13 protein-coding genes, 1 tRNA gene and 2 rRNA genes are annotated in these 19,888 nt (G+C 70.0%); 13 read left to right on the forward strand and 3 right to left on the reverse strand.

Annotated elements, in window-relative coordinates:
* The 3 genes from ACFYV5_RS00005 to ACFYV5_RS00015 form a co-directional block, all read left to right on the forward strand.
* Positions 1–94: ribosomal RNA gene (locus ACFYV5_RS00005) — 23S ribosomal RNA — on the forward strand; the annotation flags it as partial.
* 74 nt (positions 95–168) lie between these two features.
* Positions 169–285: ribosomal RNA gene (gene rrf, locus ACFYV5_RS00010) — 5S ribosomal RNA — on the forward strand.
* 5 nt (positions 286–290) lie between these two features.
* Positions 291–363 (forward strand) — tRNA-Thr (locus tag ACFYV5_RS00015).
* Positions 364–470: 107 nt separating this feature from the next.
* On the opposite strand, the gene ACFYV5_RS00020 is transcribed toward ACFYV5_RS00015, so the two are convergent.
* Positions 471–3,122, reverse strand: a complete 2,652-nt coding sequence (locus tag ACFYV5_RS00020) for a SpoIIE family protein phosphatase (protein ID WP_389162415.1) — start codon at positions 3,120–3,122, stop codon at positions 471–473.
* A 370-nt stretch (positions 3,123–3,492) separates the two neighbouring features.
* Between ACFYV5_RS00020 and ACFYV5_RS00025 the strand changes: the two genes are divergently transcribed.
* The 10 genes from ACFYV5_RS00025 (at position 3,493) to ACFYV5_RS00070 (ending at position 18,290) form a co-directional block, all read left to right on the forward strand.
* Positions 3,493–8,880: a HAMP domain-containing protein gene (locus tag ACFYV5_RS00025; protein ID WP_389164975.1), complete on the forward strand. Its 5,388-nt coding sequence runs from the start codon at positions 3,493–3,495 to the stop codon at positions 8,878–8,880.
* A gap of 241 nt (positions 8,881–9,121) precedes the next feature.
* Entirely contained in the window at positions 9,122–9,799 is a 678-nt protein-coding gene (locus tag ACFYV5_RS00030) for a response regulator (RefSeq protein ID WP_355106001.1), read from the forward strand.
* A 127-nt stretch (positions 9,800–9,926) separates the two neighbouring features.
* Positions 9,927–12,758, forward strand: coding sequence for a DNA translocase FtsK (locus tag ACFYV5_RS00035; protein ID WP_389162419.1), 2,832 nt, complete (start codon positions 9,927–9,929; stop codon positions 12,756–12,758).
* 243 nt (positions 12,759–13,001) lie between these two features.
* A complete protein-coding gene (locus ACFYV5_RS00040) occupies positions 13,002–13,832 on the forward strand; it encodes a helix-turn-helix domain-containing protein (RefSeq protein WP_355106005.1) in 831 nt (276 codons plus the stop codon).
* Between the two features lie 73 nt (positions 13,833–13,905).
* Positions 13,906–15,396, forward strand: a complete 1,491-nt coding sequence (rimO, locus tag ACFYV5_RS00045; RefSeq protein WP_355106007.1) for a 30S ribosomal protein S12 methylthiotransferase RimO — start codon at positions 13,906–13,908, stop codon at positions 15,394–15,396.
* Entirely contained in the window at positions 15,393–16,214 is an 822-nt protein-coding gene (gene pgsA, locus ACFYV5_RS00050) for a CDP-diacylglycerol--glycerol-3-phosphate 3-phosphatidyltransferase (RefSeq protein WP_389162423.1), read from the forward strand. Before rimO ends, pgsA begins: the two co-directional genes overlap by 4 nt.
* Positions 16,211–16,720 (forward strand): CinA family protein, encoded by a 510-nt coding sequence (locus ACFYV5_RS00055; protein WP_355106011.1) that lies wholly within the window; start codon positions 16,211–16,213, stop codon positions 16,718–16,720. Before pgsA ends, ACFYV5_RS00055 begins: the two co-directional genes overlap by 4 nt.
* A 109-nt stretch (positions 16,721–16,829) precedes the next feature.
* Entirely contained in the window at positions 16,830–17,216 is a 387-nt protein-coding gene (locus tag ACFYV5_RS00060) for a helix-turn-helix domain-containing protein (protein WP_030694284.1), read from the forward strand.
* A 163-nt stretch (positions 17,217–17,379) separates the two neighbouring features.
* On the forward strand, positions 17,380–17,850 hold the full coding sequence (locus ACFYV5_RS00065) for a DNA starvation/stationary phase protection protein (RefSeq protein WP_355106013.1): 471 nt from the start codon (positions 17,380–17,382) through the stop codon (positions 17,848–17,850).
* 155 nt (positions 17,851–18,005) lie between these two features.
* Positions 18,006–18,290 carry a hypothetical protein gene (locus ACFYV5_RS00070; RefSeq protein ID WP_389162427.1) on the forward strand — a complete coding sequence of 95 codons (285 nt, stop codon included), beginning with the start codon at positions 18,006–18,008 and terminating at the stop codon, positions 18,288–18,290.
* Here ACFYV5_RS00070 and ACFYV5_RS00075 read toward each other — a convergent pair.
* Positions 18,238–19,002: an SDR family NAD(P)-dependent oxidoreductase gene (locus ACFYV5_RS00075; protein ID WP_389162429.1), complete on the reverse strand. Its 765-nt coding sequence runs from the start codon at positions 19,000–19,002 to the stop codon at positions 18,238–18,240. The genes ACFYV5_RS00070 and ACFYV5_RS00075 overlap by 53 nt on opposite strands.
* Before the next feature lie 32 nt (positions 19,003–19,034).
* Positions 19,035–19,853, reverse strand: coding sequence for an Fpg/Nei family DNA glycosylase (locus tag ACFYV5_RS00080; RefSeq protein WP_389162432.1), 819 nt, complete (start codon positions 19,851–19,853; stop codon positions 19,035–19,037).
* Positions 19,854–19,888 lie beyond the last annotated feature (35 nt).

The raw sequence follows: 19,888 nt of genomic DNA on the forward strand, positions 1-19,888 counted from the left end.
AGGCTCCCAGTAGACGACTGGGTTGATAGGCCGGATGTGGAAGCCCAGTAATGGGTGGAGCTGACCGGTACTAATAGGCCGAGGGCTTGTCCTCAGTTGCTCGCGTCCACTGTGTTAGTTCTGAAGTAACGAACTGTGCCAATATCCGGTTCGATATCTTCATAGTGTTTCGGTGGTCATAGCGTTAGGGAAACGCCCGGTTACATTCCGAACCCGGAAGCTAAGCCTTTCAGCGCCGATGGTACTGCAGGGGGGACCCTGTGGGAGAGTAGGACGCCGCCGAACAACCCGCCCTTTTAGCTCAGTCGGTAGAGCGTCTCCATGGTAAGGAGAAGGTCAACGGTTCGATTCCGTTAAAGGGCTCAGAGAAAAGGCCCCCGCCTTATGGCGGGGGCCTTTTTGCGTTGTCGTTCGTAGGAGAAGCGAGGGTGCCTCGTCGGGCCCGGTGTCGCGGGCCCGACGAGGCGATGTCAGTCGCCGTGCCGGGGCTCGGGGATCCGCATGGCCAGGATGGCCATGTCGTCGGAGGCGGGCTCCTGGGCGAAGCGTTCGACCGCGCGCAGGATGCGGGCGGCGACCGCGCCGGCCGTGAGGCCCGTACACGTCTTGAGGACCTCGATCAGGCCGTCGTCGCCGAGCATCCGCGTGCCCTCCCGGCGTTCCGTGACGCCGTCGGTGACACAGAGCAGGACGTCGCCCGGGTCGAGCGTGATGGTCTGCTCGTACAGCTCCAGATCGTCGAGGACGCCCAGGAGCGGCTGGGGATCGGCGGCGGGCACTACCGTGCCGTCCTGGCGCAGGCGGAGCGGCAGCGGGTGGCCGGCGCAGACGACCTTGAGGATGGCCGAGCCGTCCTCCTGCGGCCACATCTCGCCGTACAACAGGGTCAGGAAGCGGCTGCGGGCGCCCTCGTCGAGGATCGCCGCGTTGAGGCGCTCCAGGACCGCCGGGCCGCCGAAGCCCTCACGGGCCAGCAGACGCAGGGCATGGCGGGCCAGGCCTGTCACGGCCGCGGCCTCCGGTCCCGTACCGCAGACGTCGCCGATGGCGAAGCCGTAGGCGTTGTCGCGGATCGGGAAGAGGTCGTAGAAGTCGCCGCCGACCTCGTTGCCCTCGCCGGCCGCGCGGTAGATGACGTCCACCTCGACGCCCGGGATGTCGGGCAGTCCGGGCGGCAGCAGGCTCCGCTGGAGGGACTGGCTGATGGCCACGCGCTCGGAGTAGAGGCGGGCGTTGTCGAGGGCGAGGGCCGCTCGGCGGGAGAGGTCCTCCGCGAGCTCCAGGATCTCCTGGCGGAAGTGGTCGTCGGACGGCTTGCCCAGGGTGAGCATGCCGATGACGCGGTTGCGGGCGACGAGCGGAAGGACGACCGTCTCTCCGCCGACGACTGCCGCGGTCGCGAGCGTGGCGTCGATCCCGGAGGACAACGGGCCGCTGGTGCCGCCCAGTTCACGCATCGAGGTGGAGAGTGCGGCCCGGTGCGCGGCCTCGGCAGGGGCCGACCAGACGCGGGCGCCCGGGGTGGGTACCGGGTCGGGCGGGGCGATGGACGAGAGCAGGGCCTTCAGTCCGTCGATGCGGTCCTCGTCCTCGTGCAGGACGTACGAGAGGTACGGGTCGGAGACCTGGTCGGCGATCGTGTAGACGGCGCACCAGGTGGCAAGGGTGGGGACCGTCATCTGGGCCATCAGGGCCAGTGTCTGGTCGCGGTCGAGGGTGCCGGCCAGGAGGTCGGAGGCCTCGACGAGGAAGCTGAGGGAGCCGCGGCGAAGGCGTTCCAGCTCGCCGAGGCGGGCCGATTCTACGGCGAGAGCGATGCGGTCGGCGGCGAACTGCAGGCGCAGGGCCTCTTCGTTCGAATAGCGGTTCGCGCTCTCGGCCGCCACACCGAGGGAGCCGGTGAGGCGGCCCTCGACCTTGAGGGGGACCGTGACCACCGAGCGCATCCCGGTGCCCTCGAGGAGGGGTACGGCGCCGGGGACGGCGGCCAGGTCCTCGTGGACGGCCGGCATCCGGGCGGAGCCGTAACGGCTGGCGCCGGTCTCGACGGGGACGCGGGCGAACCGCTGGCGGGCGGAGGGGAGGCCGGTGGTGGCTCGTACTTCGAGCTCGGTCTCGTCGTCCGTGGCGAGCAGCAGGAAGGCGGAGTCGCCGTCGAGCATGTCGCGGGCGCGTTCCACCGTGCGCTGGAGGAGGCCGTCGAGGTCTTCGGGGGCGGGGGAGCCGATGAAGACCTCGAAGGGGTCGGTGGTGCGGCTCTCGGTGCCCGCGTCGGAGACCGGTTGCCGCTGCGGGGTCTGGAGGACCGCGCGCTCGTACTCCCGTACCAGGAGGCAGACTGTGGAGGGCTCGCCCTCGGCGTCGCGGACGCGCAGGTGGGAGGCGTACACGGGGATGACGCGGCCGTCGGCGCAGCGGATGCCGTAGCTGCCTTCCCAGCGGGAGAGGCGGAGGGCCTCGACGAGGCCGGTGCCGATGCCGGGGGTGTGCGGCCAGGCAGCGAGGTCGCCGAGCGGCTTGCCGGTGACCTGCTCGGAGCCGTAACCGAAGAGTTCCTCGGCGTCCTCGTTCCAGGCGGTGATGGCGCCGCCGCGGTCGATCTGGGCGACGGCGACGCGGACGCGGCTGTCCGTGACCGGGAGGAGGGCGTCGGGGACGACCGGACCCGCGGAGCGGGTGCCGATCGTGCGCTCGGGCAGATCGAGCTGGAACCAGACACGTTTGTGGGTGGGTGTGTAGTCGACTCCCCAGCGTGTGGCGAGGGCGGCGCACAGGAGCAGACCCCGGCCGTTCTCCCGGTCGGGGTGGGCGACCGTGCGGCCGCCCTGGAGAGGGATCTCGCGTTCGGGGTAGCGGTCGGCGACCTCGACGCGGACCCCGTCCTCGCTTCGTAGGCACAGGACGTCGGCGGCCGTGCCGGCGTGGACGACCGCGTTGGTGACGAGTTCGCTGGTGAGGACCACGGCGTCGTCGACGACCTCGGCGTACCCCCACCCCTGGAGAGTGTCCCGGACGAAGGCGCGGGCGGTCGCGACGGACCGCCCGACAGGGTCGAAAGTGGCAGCCGCCCGCGCGGTGATCACAGAACTCCTCGTACGCGTATCGACGCCCGGCTCCGCCATGGTCGGTCTGCCCCTCCCGCTGTCCGGTGGTCGTCTTCGCGCCACCCCACCCCCGCCGGGCGGACCGGGGCGGTTGGACAGCCGGATGCCAGGTTACTTACCTTCGCTGTCCGGGCGGATGCCGGTCACCACTGTTTCCGTCCCCCGTCGGCGGGGACGCTATGCGAAGCTGCCGAACTGTTATCGCCATGTTCGGCAGCGGTGAAACACTGGGCAGGCTCGTGGTGACGGCCCGGGCAGTACGGTCAACCCCTTCGGGAGGGACACGGTGGAGTCTGGCACGGCGGCGCCTCGTCGCAGCGGCAGCGGCACGCGCGCGAAGGGCGGACGGTCCCGGAGTGGTGGGACGGTGCAGGTGGACGCGGCGGCCATGGAGCGGCTGCTCGCTGCCCTGGTCTCGATGAGGGACGGGAACTTCCGCAAGCGGCTGACCGTGTCGGGCGACGGCGTGATGGCGGAGATCTCCGCCGTCTTCAACGAGGTCGCCGACCGGCAGATGCATCTGACCGGCGAATTGTCGCGGGTACGGCGCATGGTGGGGCGTGAGGGCAAGCTGTCCGAGCGCCTTGAGGCGGGGGCCAGCGAGGGCGCCTGGGCGGCGGCGATCGAGGCCGCGAACGCGCTGGTCGACGACATGACGCGGCCGGTCTCCGAGGTGGGGCGGGTCCTTTCGGCGGTGGCCGAGGGCGATCTGGACCAGCGGATGGACTTGCGTTCGGACGGGCCGGACGGGGCGGCGCGGCCGCTGCGCGGGGAGTTCCTGAAGGTCGCGCGGACCGTGAACAACCTGGTCGACCAGTTGTCGGCGTTCACCGACGAAGTGACGCGGGTCGCACTGGAGGTCGGTACCGAGGGGAAGCTGGGCGGTCAGGCCCAGGTACGCGGTATGTCCGGTTCGTGGAAGGATCTGACGGATTCGGTCAACACGATGGCGTACCGGCTGACGGCGCAGGTGCGTGACATCGCTCTCGTCACGACGGCGGTCGCCAAGGGCGATCTGTCGCGGAAGGTCACGGCGCATGTGGCCGGCGAGATGCTGGAGCTGAAGAACACCGTCAACACGATGGTGGACCAGCTGTCCTCGTTCTCCTCCGAGGTGACCCGTGTCGCGCGCGAGGTGGGTACCGAGGGCGAGCTGGGAGGCCAGGCCGAGGTGGCGGGGGTCGCCGGCGTCTGGAAGGACCTCACGGATTCCGTCAACACGATGGCGGGAAATCTCACCAATCAGGTGAGGGGTATCGCCGAGGTGACCACGGCGGTCGCCAACGGCGACCTGTCGCAGAAGGTCACGGTGAGCGCGCGGGGCGAGGTCGCCCAACTCGCGGACACCATCAACCAGATGACCGAGACGCTGCGTACGTTCGCCGACGAGGTGACGCGCGTGTCGGGCGAGGTCGGCGCGCAGGGTCTGCTCGGCGGGCAGGCGCAGGTGCCGGGTGCGGCGGGTACGTGGAAGGACCTGACCGACTCGGTCAACACCGTCTTCCGCAACATCACCACGCAGGTGCGGGACATCGCGCAGGTGACGACGGCGGTCGCCAACGGTGATCTGTCGCAGAAGGTCACCGTCGATGTCGCGGGCGAGATGCTGGAGCTGAAGAACACCGTCAACACGATGGTCGACCAGCTCTCCGCGTTCGGTTCCGAGGTGACCCGGGTCGCCCGGGAGGTCGGCGTCGAGGGTCTGCTCGGCGGGCAGGCGCAGGTGCCGGGTGCGGCGGGTACGTGGAAGGACCTGACCGACTCGGTGAACACGGCGTTCCGCAACCTGACCGGTCAGGTGCGGGACATCGCGCAGGTGACGACGGCGGTCGCCAACGGTGATCTGTCGCAGAAGGTCACCGTCGATGTCGCGGGCGAGATGCTGGAGCTGAAGAACACCGTCAACACGATGGTGTCGCAGCTCTCGTCCTTCGCCGATCAGGTGACGCGGATGGCCAGGGACGTGGGTACCGAGGGCCGTCTGGGCGGTCAGGCGCGTGTCGACGGCGTCTCCGGTACGTGGAAGGAGCTCACGGACTCCGTCAACTTCATGGCCGGCAACCTGACGTCCCAGGTGCGCCAGATCGCCCAGGTGACGACGGCCGTGGCGCGCGGTGACCTGTCGCAGAAGATCGACGTGGACGCGCGCGGCGAGATCCTGGAGCTGAAGAACACCATCAACACGATGGTCGACCAGCTGTCCGCGTTCGCGGAGCAGGTGACGCGGGTGGCCCGTGAGGTGGGTACGGACGGCCGGCTCGGCGGTCAGGCGCAGGTGCCGGGCGTCGCCGGTGTGTGGCGCGATCTGACCGACTCGGTGAACGGCATGGCCGGCAACCTCACCGCCCAGGTCCGTAACATCGCGCAGGTCGCCACCGCGGTGGCGCGTGGTGACCTGTCGCAGAAGATCGACGTGGACGCGCGCGGCGAGATCCTGGAGCTGAAGAACACCCTCAACACCATGGTCGACCAGCTCTCCAGCTTCGCGGAGCAGGTGACGCGGGTGGCCCGTGAGGTGGGTACGGAGGGCATCCTCGGCGGTCAGGCCGAGGTGCAGGGTGTCTCCGGCACCTGGAAGGACCTCACCCAGTCCGTGAACTTCATGGCGAACAACCTGACCAGTCAGGTGCGCAACATCGCCGAGGTCACGACGGCGGTCGCCAAGGGTGACCTGTCGAAGAAGATCACCGTCGACGCCAAGGGCGAGATCCTGGAGCTGGTGACGACCGTCAACACGATGGTCGACCAGCTGTCCAACTTCGCGGACGAGGTGACGCGAGTCGCCCGCGAGGTGGGTACGGAGGGCATCCTGGGCGGTCAGGCGCGGGTGCGCGGGGTCACCGGCATCTGGAAGGACCTGAGCGACAACGTCAACCTGATGGCCAACAACCTGACGAGTCAGGTGCGGAACATCTCCCGGGTCTCCTCGGCGGTCGCCAACGGCGACCTGACGAAGAAGGTCACGGTCGAAGCGCGCGGCGAGGTCGCCGAGCTGGCCGATACCGTCAACACGATGGTGACGACCCTGTCGTCGTTCGCCGACGAGGTGACGCGAGTCGCCCGTGAGGTGGGTACGGAAGGCGAACTGGGCGGCCAGGCAAGGGTTCCGGGCGTCTCCGGCACCTGGAAGGACCTGACCGAGTCGGTGAACTCGATGGCGTCGAACCTCACCGGTCAGGTGCGCCAGATCGCCGCCGTCACGACCGCCATCGCCAAGGGCGATCTCACCAAGAAGATCGACATCGACGCGCGCGGTGAGATCCAGGAGCTGAAGAACACCATCAACACGATGGTCGACCAGCTGTCCTCGTTCGCCGAGGAGGTCACGCGCGTGGCCCGCGAGGTGGGTACGGAGGGCATCCTCGGCGGCCAGGCGCGGGTCCGGGACGTCGACGGCACCTGGCGGGACCTGACCGAGTCCGTGAACGAGATGGCCGGGAACCTGACGCGGCAGGTGCGCGCCATCGCGGCCGTGGCCACCGCGGTGACGCGCGGCGACCTGAATCTGAAGATCGACGGTGTGGACGCGGCGGGCGAGATCCAGGCCCTCCAGGACAACATCAACACCATGATCGCCAACCTGCGCGACACCACCCTCGCCAACGAGGAGCAGGACTGGCTCAAGGGCAACCTGGCCCGTATCTCCGGTCTGATGCAGGGCCGGCGCGATCTGGACGACGTCGCCTCGCTCATCATGAGCGAGCTGACCCCGGTCGTCTCGGCCCAGCACGGTGCCTTCTTCGTGGCGATGCCGACCGGCTCCTCGACCGGCAGCGCCGAACTGCGCGGACAGGGGGAGGGTGCGTACGAGCTGCGGATGCGCGGCAGTTACGGATACTCCGCCGGTTCCATGCCGACCTCCTTCCGCCCCGGCGAGACACTCATCGGGACGGCGGCCGAGGAGAAGCGGACGATCCAGGTCAACGTGCCGCCGGGCTATCTGAAGATCTCCTCGGGGCTCGGCGAGGCGGCCCCGGCGCATGTGATCGTGCTGCCGGTCCTCTTCGAGGGGAAGGTCCTCGGCGTGATCGAGCTGGCCTCCTTCCAGCCGTTCACCCAGATCCAGCGGGACTTCCTCAACCAGCTTGCCGAGCTGATCGCGACCACGGTCAACACCATCAGCGTCAACACCAAGACCGAGGTGCTGCTCAAGCAGTCGCAGGAGCTGACCGAGCAGCTGCGCGAGCGCTCGGCCGAGCTGGAGCACCGGCAGAAGGAGCTCCAGGGCTCCAACGCCGAGCTGGAGGAGAAGGCGGAGCTGCTGGCCCGTCAGAACCGGGACATCGAGGTGAAGAACACCGAGATCGAGGAGGCCCGGCAGGTCCTGGAGGAGCGGGCCGAACAGCTCGCGGTCTCCATGCGCTACAAGTCCGAGTTCCTGGCCAACATGTCGCACGAGCTGCGCACGCCGCTCAACTCGCTGCTGATCCTGGCCAAGCTGCTCGCCGACAACGCGGACGCCAACCTCTCGCCGAAGCAGGTCGAGTTCGCCGAGACCATCCACGGCGCCGGTTCCGACCTGCTCCAGCTGATCAACGACATCCTCGACCTGTCCAAGGTGGAGGCGGGCAAGATGGACGTCTCCCCGACCCGTATCGCGCTGGTCCAGCTCGTCGACTACGTGGAGGCGACCTTCCGGCCGCTGACCGCGGAGAAGGGGCTCGACTTCTCGGTCCGGGTCTCGCCGGAGCTGCCCGCGACGCTGCACACCGACGAGCAGCGGCTGCTCCAGGTGCTGCGCAACCTGCTGTCGAACGCGGTGAAGTTCACCGACACGGGCGCGGTGGAGCTGGTCATCCGGCCGGCCGGGACGGATGTGCCGCAGTCGATCCGCGAGCAGCTTCTGGAGGCCGGTTCGCTGTGCGATCCGGAGGCCGATCTGATCGCGTTCTCGGTGACGGACACCGGCATCGGGATCGCGGCGGGCAAGATGCGGGTGATCTTCGAGGCGTTCAAGCAGGCCGACGGGACGACCAGCCGCAAGTACGGCGGTACGGGTCTGGGGCTCTCCATCAGCCGCGAGATCGCGCGCCTGCTCGGCGGCGAGATCTACGCGGCGAGCGAGCCGGGCCGCGGCTCGACGTTCACCCTCTACCTCCCGCTGAGCCCCAGCGAGCTGCCGCCGAACGGTTACGGGCCGGGGGAGCCGGGCTCGATGGACGCGGGTCCGGAGGACGGTCAGGTCGGGGACGGTGGGCACTACGCTCCCAGCCCCATGGCGGCCGACCTGCGCTCCGGCGCGGGCGCGCTGTTCCGGCACCGGCGCAAGACGGCGCAGATGGACGCGCGGCCGGCGCTGCCGGGCCAGCCCGGCCGGGCCGGTCAGGCAGAGCAGACGGCGGCCGACGACCGGGCGGACGCCGAGCCGCGCCGTACGTTCTCCTTCAGCGGCGAGAAGGTGCTGATCGTCGACGACGACATCCGGAACGTCTTCGCGCTCACCAGCGTCCTGGAGCAGCACGGTCTGGCGGTGCTGTACGCCGAGAACGGCCGCGAGGGCATCGAGGTACTGGAGCAGCACGACGACGTGACGGTCGTTCTGATGGACATCATGATGCCCGAGATGGACGGATACGCGACGACGACCGCGATCCGGCGGATGCCGCAGTTCGCCGGGCTGCCGATCATCGCGCTCACGGCGAAGGCGATGAAGGGCGACCGGGAGAAGGCGATCGAGTCCGGAGCCTCCGACTACGTCACCAAGCCCGTCGATCCCGATCACCTGCTCTCCGTGATGGAGGAGTGGATGCGCGGAAACGAAACGGAGGGTTGTTGACGGACTGTCGCCGAAGGCGTGTGAGAGGGCGATATCCGGGGAACCTTCTGGGCTCTCACCGCGTTTTTGCTACGTGCACAGTGACATCGCGGTGACAGGGTGTGGCGACAGGCGGGGTGCGGCTACGATGACCGGCACAAGGACGGACGGCGCATGGGAGTCGTCTTCTGGGGCGGCGCCCGGTGCTTCCCCCGACTCGGCGAGTCGGGGAGAGCCGATGCCGGGGCGAGGAGGACGGGGCATGGTGCAGAAGGCCAAGATCCTCCTGGTCGATGACCGGCCGGAGAATCTGCTGGCGCTGGAGGCCATTCTCTCCGCGCTCGATCAGACGCTGGTGCGGGCATCGTCCGGGGAGGAAGCGCTCAAGGCGCTGCTGACCGACGACTTCGCGGTCATCCTGCTGGATGTCCAGATGCCCGGAATGGATGGATTCGAGACCGCGGCGCATATCAAGCGGCGGGAGCGGACCCGGGACATCCCGATCATCTTCCTCACCGCGATCAACCACGGACCGCACCACACCTTCCGTGGTTACGCGGCGGGCGCGGTCGACTACATCTCCAAGCCGTTCGACCCGTGGGTGCTGCGCGCCAAGGTCTCGGTGTTCGTCGAGCTGTACATGAAGAACTGTCAGCTGCGCGAGCAGGCCGCGCTGCTCCGGCTCCAGCTGGAGGGCGGCAGTGGGCAGGGCGGTCATGCCAGGGAGTCGGCCGGACTGCTCGCCGAGCTCTCCGCCCGCCTCGCCGCGGTCGAGGAGCAGGCCGAGGCGCTGTCCAAGCAGCTCGACGACGACTCGGCCGACGCCGCGGCCGTCGCCACCGCCGCTCATCTGGAGCGCAAGCTCACCGGGCTGCGGCGGGCCCTCGACGCCCTGGAGCCGGGCACCGGCGGCCCGTCCGTCCTCCCCTCGCAGAGCTGACGTACCGTCACTGCTCCGGTGCCGACGGTGAACGGGCGTCAGTTTCCCGCCGGGGCAGGGGCGACACGAACGGGTGAGGCCGGACGCGCACGTGTCCGACGCCGCTCACACCGGTAACCTCAGCATCATGGCCTCACGTACGTCCGGCAAGGGTTCCCAGGGCACGGCGGGCACCGCGAAGCCGCGCGCCGGCCGTACGACGGGCGCCGCGAAGAAGGCGGCGCCCGCCAAGTCGCCCGCCAAGCCCCCCGCGAAGAAGACCGCGGCCAAGAAGGCCGTGCCCGCGAAGCGCGCGCCCGCCAAGAAGACCGCGGCGAAGAAGGCCGCGGCGCCCAGGCCCGCGCCGTCCCCGACCGGCGGTGTCTACCGGCTGGCCCGCGGCCTCTGGCTCGGCCTCGCGCACGGCGTGGGAGCGATGTTCCGGGGGATAGGGCGGGGAGCGAAGGGCCTTGACCCGGCGCACCGCAAGGACGGCCTGGCGCTGCTGCTGCTCGGCGTCGCGCTGATCGTCGCCGTCGGCACCTGGTCCCATCTGCGCGGGCCCGTCGGCGACCTCGTGGAGATGCTCGTCACCGGCGCCTTCGGCCGCCTCGACCTGCTCGTGCCGCTGCTCGTCGGCGCCATCGGCATCCGGCTGATCCTCTACCCGGAGAAGCCTGAGGCCAACGGCCGGATCGTGATCGGCCTCTCCGCCCTCGTCATCGGTGTGCTCGGGCAGGTCCACATCGCCTGCGGTTCCCCGGGACGCGACGAGGGCACCGAGGCCATGCAGGACGCCGGCGGGCTCATCGGCTGGGCCGCGTCCAAGCCGCTCGTCCTCGCGATGGGCGAGGTCCTCGCCGTCCCCCTGCTGGTGCTGCTCACCGTCTTCGGGCTCCTCGTCGTCACCGCCACCCCCGTCAACGCCATCCCGCAGCGGCTGCGCGCCCTCGGCGTCAAGCTCGGCCTCGTCGAGCCCGCGTACGACCCCGAGGCCGCCGAGGAGCTGTACGAGGAGGACTGGCGCGAGGTCGTCCCACGGCCCGCCGCCCGCCCCAGGCGCGGCGCCCCCGCCGCCGGCGGCCCCGGCGACGTGTACGACGTCGACCGGGCCGAGGAAGAGGCGCTCACCCGGCGCAGCCGCCCGCGGCGCCCCTCGGGGCAGCCCGCCTTCGACCGGCCGATGGACGCGGTGGACGTCGCCGCGGCGGCCGCCGCCGCTCTGGACGGCGCCGTGCTCAACGGGATGCCGCCCTCCCCGCTGGTCGCCGACCTGACCCGGGACGTCACCGCCGAGCGGGCCGCCGCCCTGGCCGCGGCCGCCGCGGAGGCCCCCGAGGTTCCGGAGGCCCCCGCGGCCGCCCCGGTACCGACGGCCCGTGGCGAGAAGCCCGGAAGCGGCGAGAAGCCCGGACGCGTTCCCGGAGCCGTACCGGATCTGACCAAGCCCGCGCCCGAGCACACCGAGCTGCCGCCGCGCGCGGAGCAGCTGCAGCTGTCCGGGGACATCACGTACGCCCTGCCCTCGCTCGACCTGCTGGAACGTGGTGGTCCGGGCAAGACGCGCAGCGCGGCGAACGACGCCGTGGTGGAGTCGCTCACCACCGTCTTCAGTGAGTTCAAGGTCGACGCGGCCGTCACCGGCTTCACCCGCGGGCCGACGGTCACGCGGTACGAGGTCGAGCTCGGCCCGGCCGTGAAGGTCGAGAAGATCACGGCCCTGACGAAGAACATCGCGTACGCCGTGGCCTCCCCGGACGTGCGGATCATCTCGCCGATCCCCGGGAAGTCCGCGGTCGGCATCGAGATCCCGAACTCCGACCGGGAGATGGTCAACCTCGGCGACGTGCTGCGCCTGGCCGCCGCGGCCGAGGACGACCATCCGATGCTGGTCGCGCTCGGCAAGAACGTCGAGGGCGGCTACGAGATGGCCAACCTGGCGAAGATGCCGCACGTCCTGGTCGCCGGCGCCACGGGCTCCGGAAAGTCCTCGTGCATCAACTGCCTGATCACGTCGATCATGATAAGAGCGACCCCCGAGGACGTCCGGATGGTGCTCGTCGACCCCAAGCGGGTCGAGCTCACCGCGTACGAGGGCATCCCCCACCTGATCACGCCGATCATCACCAACCCGAAGCGGGCCGCCGAGGCCCTGCAGTGGGTCGTGCGCGAGATGGACCTGCGCTACGACGACCTGGCCGCCTTCGGCTTCCGACACATCGACGACTTCAACGAGGCCATCCGCAACGGCAAGGTCAAGCTCCCCGAGGGCAGCGAGCGCGAGCTCAAGACCTATCCGTACCTGCTGGTGATCGTGGACGAGCTGGCCGACCTGATGATGGTCGCGCCCCGGGACGTCGAGGACGCCATCGTCCGTATCACCCAGTTGGCCCGCGCCGCCGGCATCCATCTGGTGCTCGCCACCCAGCGGCCGTCGGTGGACGTCGTCACCGGTCTGATCAAGGCGAACGTGCCCTCACGGCTCGCCTTCGCGACCTCCTCGCTCGCCGACAGCCGCGTCATCCTCGACCAGCCCGGTGCCGAGAAGCTCATCGGAAAGGGTGACGGGCTGTTCCTTCCGATGGGGGCGAACAAGCCCGTCCGCATGCAGGGCGCCTTCGTGACGGAGGCTGAGGTCGCGGCCGTCGTCCAGCACTGCAAGGACCAGATGGCGCCGGTCTTCCGGGACGACGTCACCGTCGGCACGAAGCAGAAGAAGGAGATCGACGAGGAGATCGGCGACGACCTCGACCTGCTGTGCCAGGCCGCGGAGCTGGTCGTCTCGACCCAGTTCGGCTCCACCTCGATGCTCCAGCGCAAGCTGCGCGTCGGGTTCGCCAAGGCCGGGCGGCTGATGGACCTGATGGAGTCGCGGAACATCGTCGGGCCCAGCGAGGGGTCCAAGGCACGCGACGTGCTCGTCAAGCCGGATGAGCTGGACGGGGTACTGGCCGTCATCCGAGGGGAGTCCGCGGAGTGAACCACGGGGGAGCTTGGGCCGTCGTCCCCGGGGAAGCCGGGAGAGAACGAGACCGGGTCGAGACTCACTCGTAAGGGAACGTGGGTAACCGTTTCCCTTCGACGTACGTCAAGTTGGAGGGAGGGACGGAATGATGTCCCAGCCTCATGGCGTACAAACTGCGTCCGCCCGGTTGCCCCACCCTTTCGTACCACCCATAGACTGAACGTCCAGCAGGTGGTTACACGCTCGAAAGGCGCTCTCGTGTCCATCGGCAACTCCCCCGAATCCCCCGAAGACGACCGGAACTTCCCGGCAGACGACCGGGATTCGATCGGTCGTGCCCTCCAGCAGGCCCGGATCGCCGCCGGTCTCACCGTTGACGACGTCAGTGCCTCCACGCGAGTCCGCATCCCGATCGTTCACGCGATCGAGGAGGACGACTTCTCGCGCTGCGGCGGCGACGTCTACGCCCGCGGCCACATCCGTACGCTCGCACGCGCCGTGGGACTCGATCCCGCGTCGCTGGTCGAGCAGTACGACGCCGAGCACGGCGGACGGCCCGCGCCCACGCCCGCCGCACCCCTCTTCGAGGCGGAACGCATCCGCCCCGAGCCCCGCCGGCCCAACTGGACCGCCGCCATGGTGGCCGCGATCGTCGCCGTCGTCGGCTTCGTCGGCTTCACGATGTTCAACGGGACCGACGTGAGGACCAGCAACGGCGCCGTGGCCGAGGGCCCGGCCCCCGAGAAGAAGACCACCACTCCCACCACCAAGCCGACCAGGACCACCAAGCCGGCGCCCACCGGAAGCGCCATCGCGGCGGTTCCGAAGGACAAGGTCACGGTCAAGGTGACCGCGGTCGACGACAAGAGCTGGATCTCCGCCAAGGCGAGCGACGGCAAGCTGCTCTTCGACGGGCTCCTCCTCAAGGGCGAGTCCAAGACCTTCCAGGACGACGAGCGCGTCGATCTGATCCTCGGCAACGCCGGCCCGATCGAGCTCTACGTCAACGGCAAGAAGATCGAGGACAAGTTCGAGTCCGGTGCCGTGGAGCGGCTCTCCTACGCCAAGGGAGACCCCCAGGTCGGCTGATGTTCCCGGCGGCCGTCGCGCAGGTGAACCCTGCGCGGCGGGGGTACGGCCAGGACGAAGTAGTCTTGAGTCCATGCCCGAACGCCGTACCGTCGCCCTTGTCACTCTTGGCTGCGCCCGTAACGAGGTGGACTCGGAGGAGCTCGCAGGCCGCTTGGCAGCGGACGGCTGGGAGCTCGTCGAGAACGCCGAGGACGCGGATGTCGCCGTCGTCAACACCTGTGGATTCGTCGAGGCCGCCAAGAAGGACTCCGTCGACGCCCTCCTCGAAGCCAATGATCTGAAGGATCACGGCAAGACCCAGGCCGTCGTCGCGGTCGGCTGCATGGCCGAGCGGTACGGCAAGGAGCTCGCCGACGCCCTGCCCGAAGCCGACGGCGTCCTGGGCTTCGATGACTACTCCGACATCTCCAACCGGCTGCAGACCATCCTCAGCGGTGGCAGCGTGGAGGCCCACACCCCGCGCGACCGGCGCAAGCTGCTCCCGCTGTCGCCGGTGGAGCGGCAGCAGGCCGCCGCGGCGGTCGCCCTGCCGGGCCACGGCACCGTGGACGCCCCCGAGAACGTGCCCGCCGACCTCCCTGAGGGGCTTGCCCCGGCCTCCGGCCCGCGCGCCCCGCTGCGCCGCCGACTGGACCGCAGCCCCGTCGCCTCGGTGAAGCTCGCCTCCGGCTGCGACCGCCGCTGCTCCTTCTGCGCCATCCCGTCCTTCCGGGGCTCCTTCGTCTCGCGGCGTCCCTCCGACGTCCTGAACGAGACGCGCTGGCTCGCCGAGCAGGGTGTGAAGGAGGTCATGCTCGTCTCCGAGAACAACACCTCCTACGGCAAGGACCTGGGCGACATCCGCCTGCTGGAGAGCCTGCTGCCCGACCTCGCGGCCGTCGACGGCATCGAGCGGGTCCGGGTCAGCTACCTCCAGCCCGCCGAGATGCGGCCCGGCCTCATCGACGTCCTGACGTCGACCGAGAAGGTCGCCCCGTACTTCGACCTGTCCTTCCAGCACAGCGCCCCGGACGTCCTGCGGGCCATGCGCCGCTTCGGCGACACCGACCGCTTCCTGGAGCTCCTGGACACGATCCGGGGGAAGGCCCCGACGGCCGGCGCCCGGTCCAACTTCATCGTCGGCTTCCCCGGCGAGACCGAGGCGGACTTCGCCGAGCTGGAACGCTTCATCACCCACGCGCGGCTCGACGCCATCGGCGTCTTCGGCTACTCCGACGAGGACGGCACGGAAGCCGCCACGTACGAGCACAAGCTCGACCAGGAGGTTGTCGACGAGCGGCTCGCCCACCTCTCGCGGCTCGCCGAGGAGCTCACCGCCCAGCGTGCGGAGGAGCGGATCGGCGAGACCCTGGAAGTACTCGTCGAATCCGTCGACGAGGAGGACGGCGTGATCGGCCGTGCGGCCCACCAGGCACCCGAGACGGACGGCCAGGTCCTCATCACCACGGACCCGGCCACGATCCGTGATCTCGCGCCCGGCCGTATGGTCGTGGCGAAGGTCGTGGGAACGGAAGGCGTCGACCTGGTGGCCGAGTGTCTTTTCGAGGAGGCGGGCAGATGACCGGAGTGCCGGCATCCGCGACGGGCGGGACCGGTAGGCCCACGCCCGGCGGCAAGCTGGGCACTGCGGCCGTCAACCAGGCCGGCCTCTGGAACATCGCGAACATCCTCACCATGATCCGCCTGGTGCTCGTGCCCGGCTTCGTGGTGCTGCTGCTCCAGGACGGCGGGCACGACCCGGCCTGGCGCGCGTGGGCCTGGGCCGCGTTCGCGGTCGCCATGATCACGGACGTCTTCGACGGCCACCTGGCGCGGGCGTACAACCTGGTCACGGACTTCGGGAAGATCGCCGACCCGATCGCCGACAAGGCGATCATGGCCGCCGGGCTGATCTGTCTGTCGGCGCTCGGGGATCTGCCCTGGTGGGTGACGGCGGTGATCCTCGCGCGCGAGCTGGGCATCACGCTGATGCGGTTCTGGGTGATCCGGCACGGGGTCATTCCGGCCAGCCGCGGCGGCAAGATGAAGACGCTGGCGCAGGGGACCGCGGTCGGCATGTACGTGCTGATGCTCACCGGTCCACTCGCGACGCTGCGCTTCTGGGTGATGACGGTGGCCGTCGTGCTGACGGTCGTCACCGCTCTGGACTATGTGCGGGAGGCCATCGTCCTGCGGCGCAGGGGGCTGGCGGCGGAACGGACCGCGAAGACGGACGGCGGGCCGGGGGCCGACGGCGGGCAGGCGGCCGATGGCGGATCCGCGGGTGAGTCCGGTGGTGCGTCCGGTGGCGGCGAGGCGGGCGAGTCCGTTCCGAAGCCCGGAGGACCCGGGGCATCCGGGGCGTCCGCGAAGGGCCCGGCCGCGGGGTCGGCGCGATGAACGAAGCCGCCCGTGTACTGGAACTGCTTGCGGAGCGTGGTCACACCGTGGCCGCCGCGGAGTCCCTCACAGGCGGTCTGGTGGCCGTGGAACTCACCGCGGCACCCGGAGCATCGAAAAGCTTCCGCGGGTCCGTCACGGCGTACGCCACGGCCCTCAAGCACGAACTCCTCGACGTCGACGAGACCCTTCTGGCGGAGCGCGGCGCGGTCGATCCGGAGGTCGCGCTGCAGATGGCGGCGGGTGTGCGGCTGCGACTGGGCGCCGACTGGGGAGTCGCGACGACCGGCGTCGCCGGCCCCGAACCACAGGACGGACAGCCCGTCGGGACGGTGTACGTGGCCGTGGCGGGACCGGTCGGAGCCGGGAAAGTGGCCGCATTGCGGTTGAACGGCGGCCGTGCGGAAATCCGTAGAGAGAGTGTACGGAGCGTGCTGGAACTGCTCGTCGACGAACTCTCGGGAAATGCGCGGGCACAGGATACGGAACAGAACGGGGGGAATTGATGTTTGCAGCCCTGAGTGAACACGACATCGCTCCCCGCACGGCCGCAGCGCGAGGCGGTACGGTGGGGCGTGAAGGATGCGGCTACGCGGTCCGAGGAGGGAGCCACCGATGATTCTGCTCCGTCGCCTGCTGGGTGACGTGCTGCGTCGGCAGCGCCAGCGCCAGGGCCGTACTCTGCGCGAAGTCTCCTCGTCCGCCCGAGTTTCGCTCGGCTATCTCTCCGAGGTGGAGCGGGGGCAGAAGGAGGCTTCCTCCGAGCTGCTCTCCGCGATCTGCGACGCGCTTGACGTACGGATGTCCGAGCTCATGCGTGAAGTGAGCGACGAGCTGTCACTGGCCGAACTGGCCGAGTCGGCAGCGGCGAGCGAACCGGTGCCGACGCCGGTACGCCGTCCGATGCTCAATTCGGTGTCGGTGACGTCGGTGGCCGGTGTGCCCACCGAGCGGGTGACCATCAAGGCGCCCGCGGAAGCGGTCGACGTCGTCGCTGCCTGAACCGAAGTGGGCGAACGCCCCGGTTGGTGTCCTGTACGGGCACCGGCCGGGGCGTTCGTCGTTTTCGAGGGCTCTGGGGCGCGTCCGGCGGGGGTGTTTGAGATGTCCGATTCGGGTGATGCGTGCCATGGTGGGGAAACGTTCGACTGGTTGGAGAGCACGCATGTCCGTCGTGAAGAGTTCGCTGTCCGAAGCCGACCTGAAGACGGTCGGCAACGCACTGCAGGGCGCGTTGGTCGACCTCGTCGACCTGGCCCTTGTCGCGAAGCAGGTGCACTGGAACGTCGTGGGGCCACGCTTCCGCTCCGTCCACCTCCAGCTCGACGACGTCGTGGCCACCGCGCGTCAGCACTCGGACGTCGTGGCCGAGCGCGCCTCGGCCGTGGGCGTCAACCCGGACGGCCGAGCCGCCTCGGTGGCCTCGGGCAGCGCGATCGGTGACGTGCCGACGGGCTGGATCAAGGACGTGGACGCCGTGAAGATCATGGTGGACGCCCTCGTGGCGGTCATCGCGAGGATGCGGGAGCGGATCGAGGCCACGGACGAGCCGGATCCGGTCACCCAGGACATCATCATCGGCCTGACGGCCGACCTCGAGAAGCACGCCTGGATGTTCCAGGCCGAGAGCGCCTAGGCATGGCGCGGGTACTGCCGATACCGCAGGCACGACCGGTGCCGCCGATGCCGCGGGCGCCGCGCCCGTCGTGTGCGGTGTGCGCCGGGTCTGCCTCCGGTGCGCCCTCCCGCCGCGTCATACGCCCGGTCTAGCGTCGACCGGAGGAGGCGGCCATGGCACGGCGACGGGTTCCGCTGGTGACGCTCGCGTGGGTCGCGGGCGCGCTGGTGGTCGGCGGGCTGTGGTGGTGGGCGGTGCTGCGACTGGTGCTGGTCCCCGAGCAGTCGGGGCTGGTGGAGGGGGCGGTCGCGGCCGGTGGCTGGGGGTTGAGCCTGCTGCCGGTGCATGTGACGGCGTCCGCCTCCGCAGGTCGCCGGGCGGTCGGGGGCGTCTCGGGCGCGCGCTTCACCACGGCATCGCGACCCCGCCGTTGGGGCGGAGGATCTGACCCGTCGTGAACGACGCGGCGTCGGAGGCGAGGTGGAGGACCGCGTGCGCGATGTCCTCCGGCTCACCCACCCGGCCCAGGGGAGAGTGGCGGACCATGGCCGCTTCCGCCTGCTGCTGAGCCGCCGGATCATGACGGTCGGTCATAGGGGTGCGGATCCAGCCGGGGGCGATCGCGTTGACCCGGATGCCGTACGGTCCGACCTCGGTGGCCAGGGTTTTCGTCAGCTGTACGACGGCGGCCTTGGCGACGCTGTAGCAGAGCAGGCCCGGGCTCGCGGTGTCCATCGCGCCCGAGGCCATCGTGACGATGGAGCCGCGGGTCCCGTTCGCGATCATCGAGCGGGCCGCCTCCTGGCAGGCGTGGAGAACCCCCTTGAAGTTGACCGCGAGCACGCGGTCCAGGTCCTCGTCCCGCGTCTCCAGCACGCTGCTGGTGTGCATGATTCCGGCGACGGCCGCCATCGTGTGCAGCTCGCCGGCGCTCGCGACGGCGGCGGCGAGGGCGGCGCGGTCGGTGACATCGAGGATGTGGGTGTGCGCGGTGCCGCCCCGTTCCTCGACGAGGGCGGCGGTCCCGCGCAGGCCGGGTCCGTCGAGATCCGCGCAGTGGACGGTGGCGCCCGCCTCCGCGAGGAGCGCGGCGGTCGCGCGGCCGATCCCGCTCGCGGCGCCGGTGACGAACGCGGTGCGGCCGGTGAGGTCGTACGCCGTGAGGGCCATGAGCGGACCGTACGACCGTATCTGACGACCCGTCAATTGGGCGGGACGGGTTCTCCTGAAGGATTGTCGGAGGGGCCCTTCTGGCAGCTTGGGCACCAGTAGGAGATGCGGTCGCCGAGTTCGGCCTTGCGGATGGGAGCGCCACAGCGCAGGCAGGGGCGGTGTTCGCGGCCGTAGACGTAGAGAGAGTGCCCGGGCTGCCGGGGCGTGGTCGTGCGGCGGTCGGAGCGGTCCTTGTTCGCCTCGAGGAGGCGGTGGGCGGTGGCGACGAGCCGCTCGGGGACACCGGGCGGCAGCTGGCCGACGGGGAGCCAGGGGGTGACCGCGGCGAGGAAGGCCAGCTCCGACTTGAAGACATTGCCGATGCCCGCGAGATTCCGCTGATCCAGGAGGGCCTCGCCGAGAGGGCGGGCGGGGTCGGCGGTGAGTCTGCGGACTGCTTCCGCCGGATCCCAGTCCGGGCCGAGCAGATCCGGGCCGAGGTGGCCCACGACGCCCTGCTCGTCGGCGGTGCGGATCAGTTCGAGGACCGGGAGGCGGTAGCCCACGGCGGTCTGCTCGGCGTTGGCGAGAATCGCCCGGATCTGGTGGGTGGGGCCGCCGCGCCAGCGCTCACCGGTGGCGTACACCTGCCACGAGCCGTCCATCCGCAGATGTGAGTGGAGCGTCAGTCCGCCGTCGAACCGGGTGAGCAGGTGCTTGCCGCGCGACGTCACGTCCAGAACAGCTCGGCCGGTCAGATCGGCGGTGGCGAAGCGGGGCACCCGCAGATCCGACCGGGTCAGCACACGCCCGGCGAGCGCGGAGTGCAGGCGGCGGGCGGCCCGCCAGATGGTGTCTCCTTCGGGCATGCCTCCATGATGCGGGACCGGGTGGGGCCGCCCCC

It is taken from the genome of Streptomyces sp. NPDC003035 (genome assembly GCF_042888285.1).
Lineage (GTDB): Bacteria > Actinomycetota > Actinomycetes > Streptomycetales > Streptomycetaceae > Streptomyces.

What these genes read in the sequence shown, in the direction of transcription:
- ACFYV5_RS00070 (WP_389162427.1), top strand. Translation starts at nt 18,006, where the DNA reads ATGGCACGGCGACGGGTTCCGCTGGTGACGCTCGCGTGGGTCGCGGGC.
- ACFYV5_RS00025 (WP_389164975.1), top strand. Translation starts at nt 3,493, where the DNA reads ATGGAGCGGCTGCTCGCTGCCCTGGTCTCGATGAGGGACGGGAACTTC.
- ACFYV5_RS00030 (WP_355106001.1), top strand. Translation starts at nt 9,122, where the DNA reads ATGGTGCAGAAGGCCAAGATCCTCCTGGTCGATGACCGGCCGGAGAAT.
- rimO (WP_355106007.1), top strand. Translation starts at nt 13,906, where the DNA reads ATGCCCGAACGCCGTACCGTCGCCCTTGTCACTCTTGGCTGCGCCCGT.
- ACFYV5_RS00065 (WP_355106013.1), top strand. Translation starts at nt 17,380, where the DNA reads ATGTCCGTCGTGAAGAGTTCGCTGTCCGAAGCCGACCTGAAGACGGTC.
- ACFYV5_RS00055 (WP_355106011.1), top strand. Translation starts at nt 16,211, where the DNA reads ATGAACGAAGCCGCCCGTGTACTGGAACTGCTTGCGGAGCGTGGTCAC.
- pgsA (WP_389162423.1), top strand. Translation starts at nt 15,393, where the DNA reads ATGACCGGAGTGCCGGCATCCGCGACGGGCGGGACCGGTAGGCCCACG.
- ACFYV5_RS00075 (WP_389162429.1), bottom strand. Translation starts at nt 19,002, where the DNA reads ATGGCCCTCACGGCGTACGACCTCACCGGCCGCACCGCGTTCGTCACC.
- ACFYV5_RS00060 (WP_030694284.1), top strand. Translation starts at nt 16,830, where the DNA reads ATGATTCTGCTCCGTCGCCTGCTGGGTGACGTGCTGCGTCGGCAGCGC.
- ACFYV5_RS00020 (WP_389162415.1), bottom strand. Translation starts at nt 3,122, where the DNA reads ATGGCGGAGCCGGGCGTCGATACGCGTACGAGGAGTTCTGTGATCACC.
- ACFYV5_RS00035 (WP_389162419.1), top strand. Translation starts at nt 9,927, where the DNA reads ATGGCCTCACGTACGTCCGGCAAGGGTTCCCAGGGCACGGCGGGCACC.
- ACFYV5_RS00080 (WP_389162432.1), bottom strand. Translation starts at nt 19,853, where the DNA reads ATGCCCGAAGGAGACACCATCTGGCGGGCCGCCCGCCGCCTGCACTCC.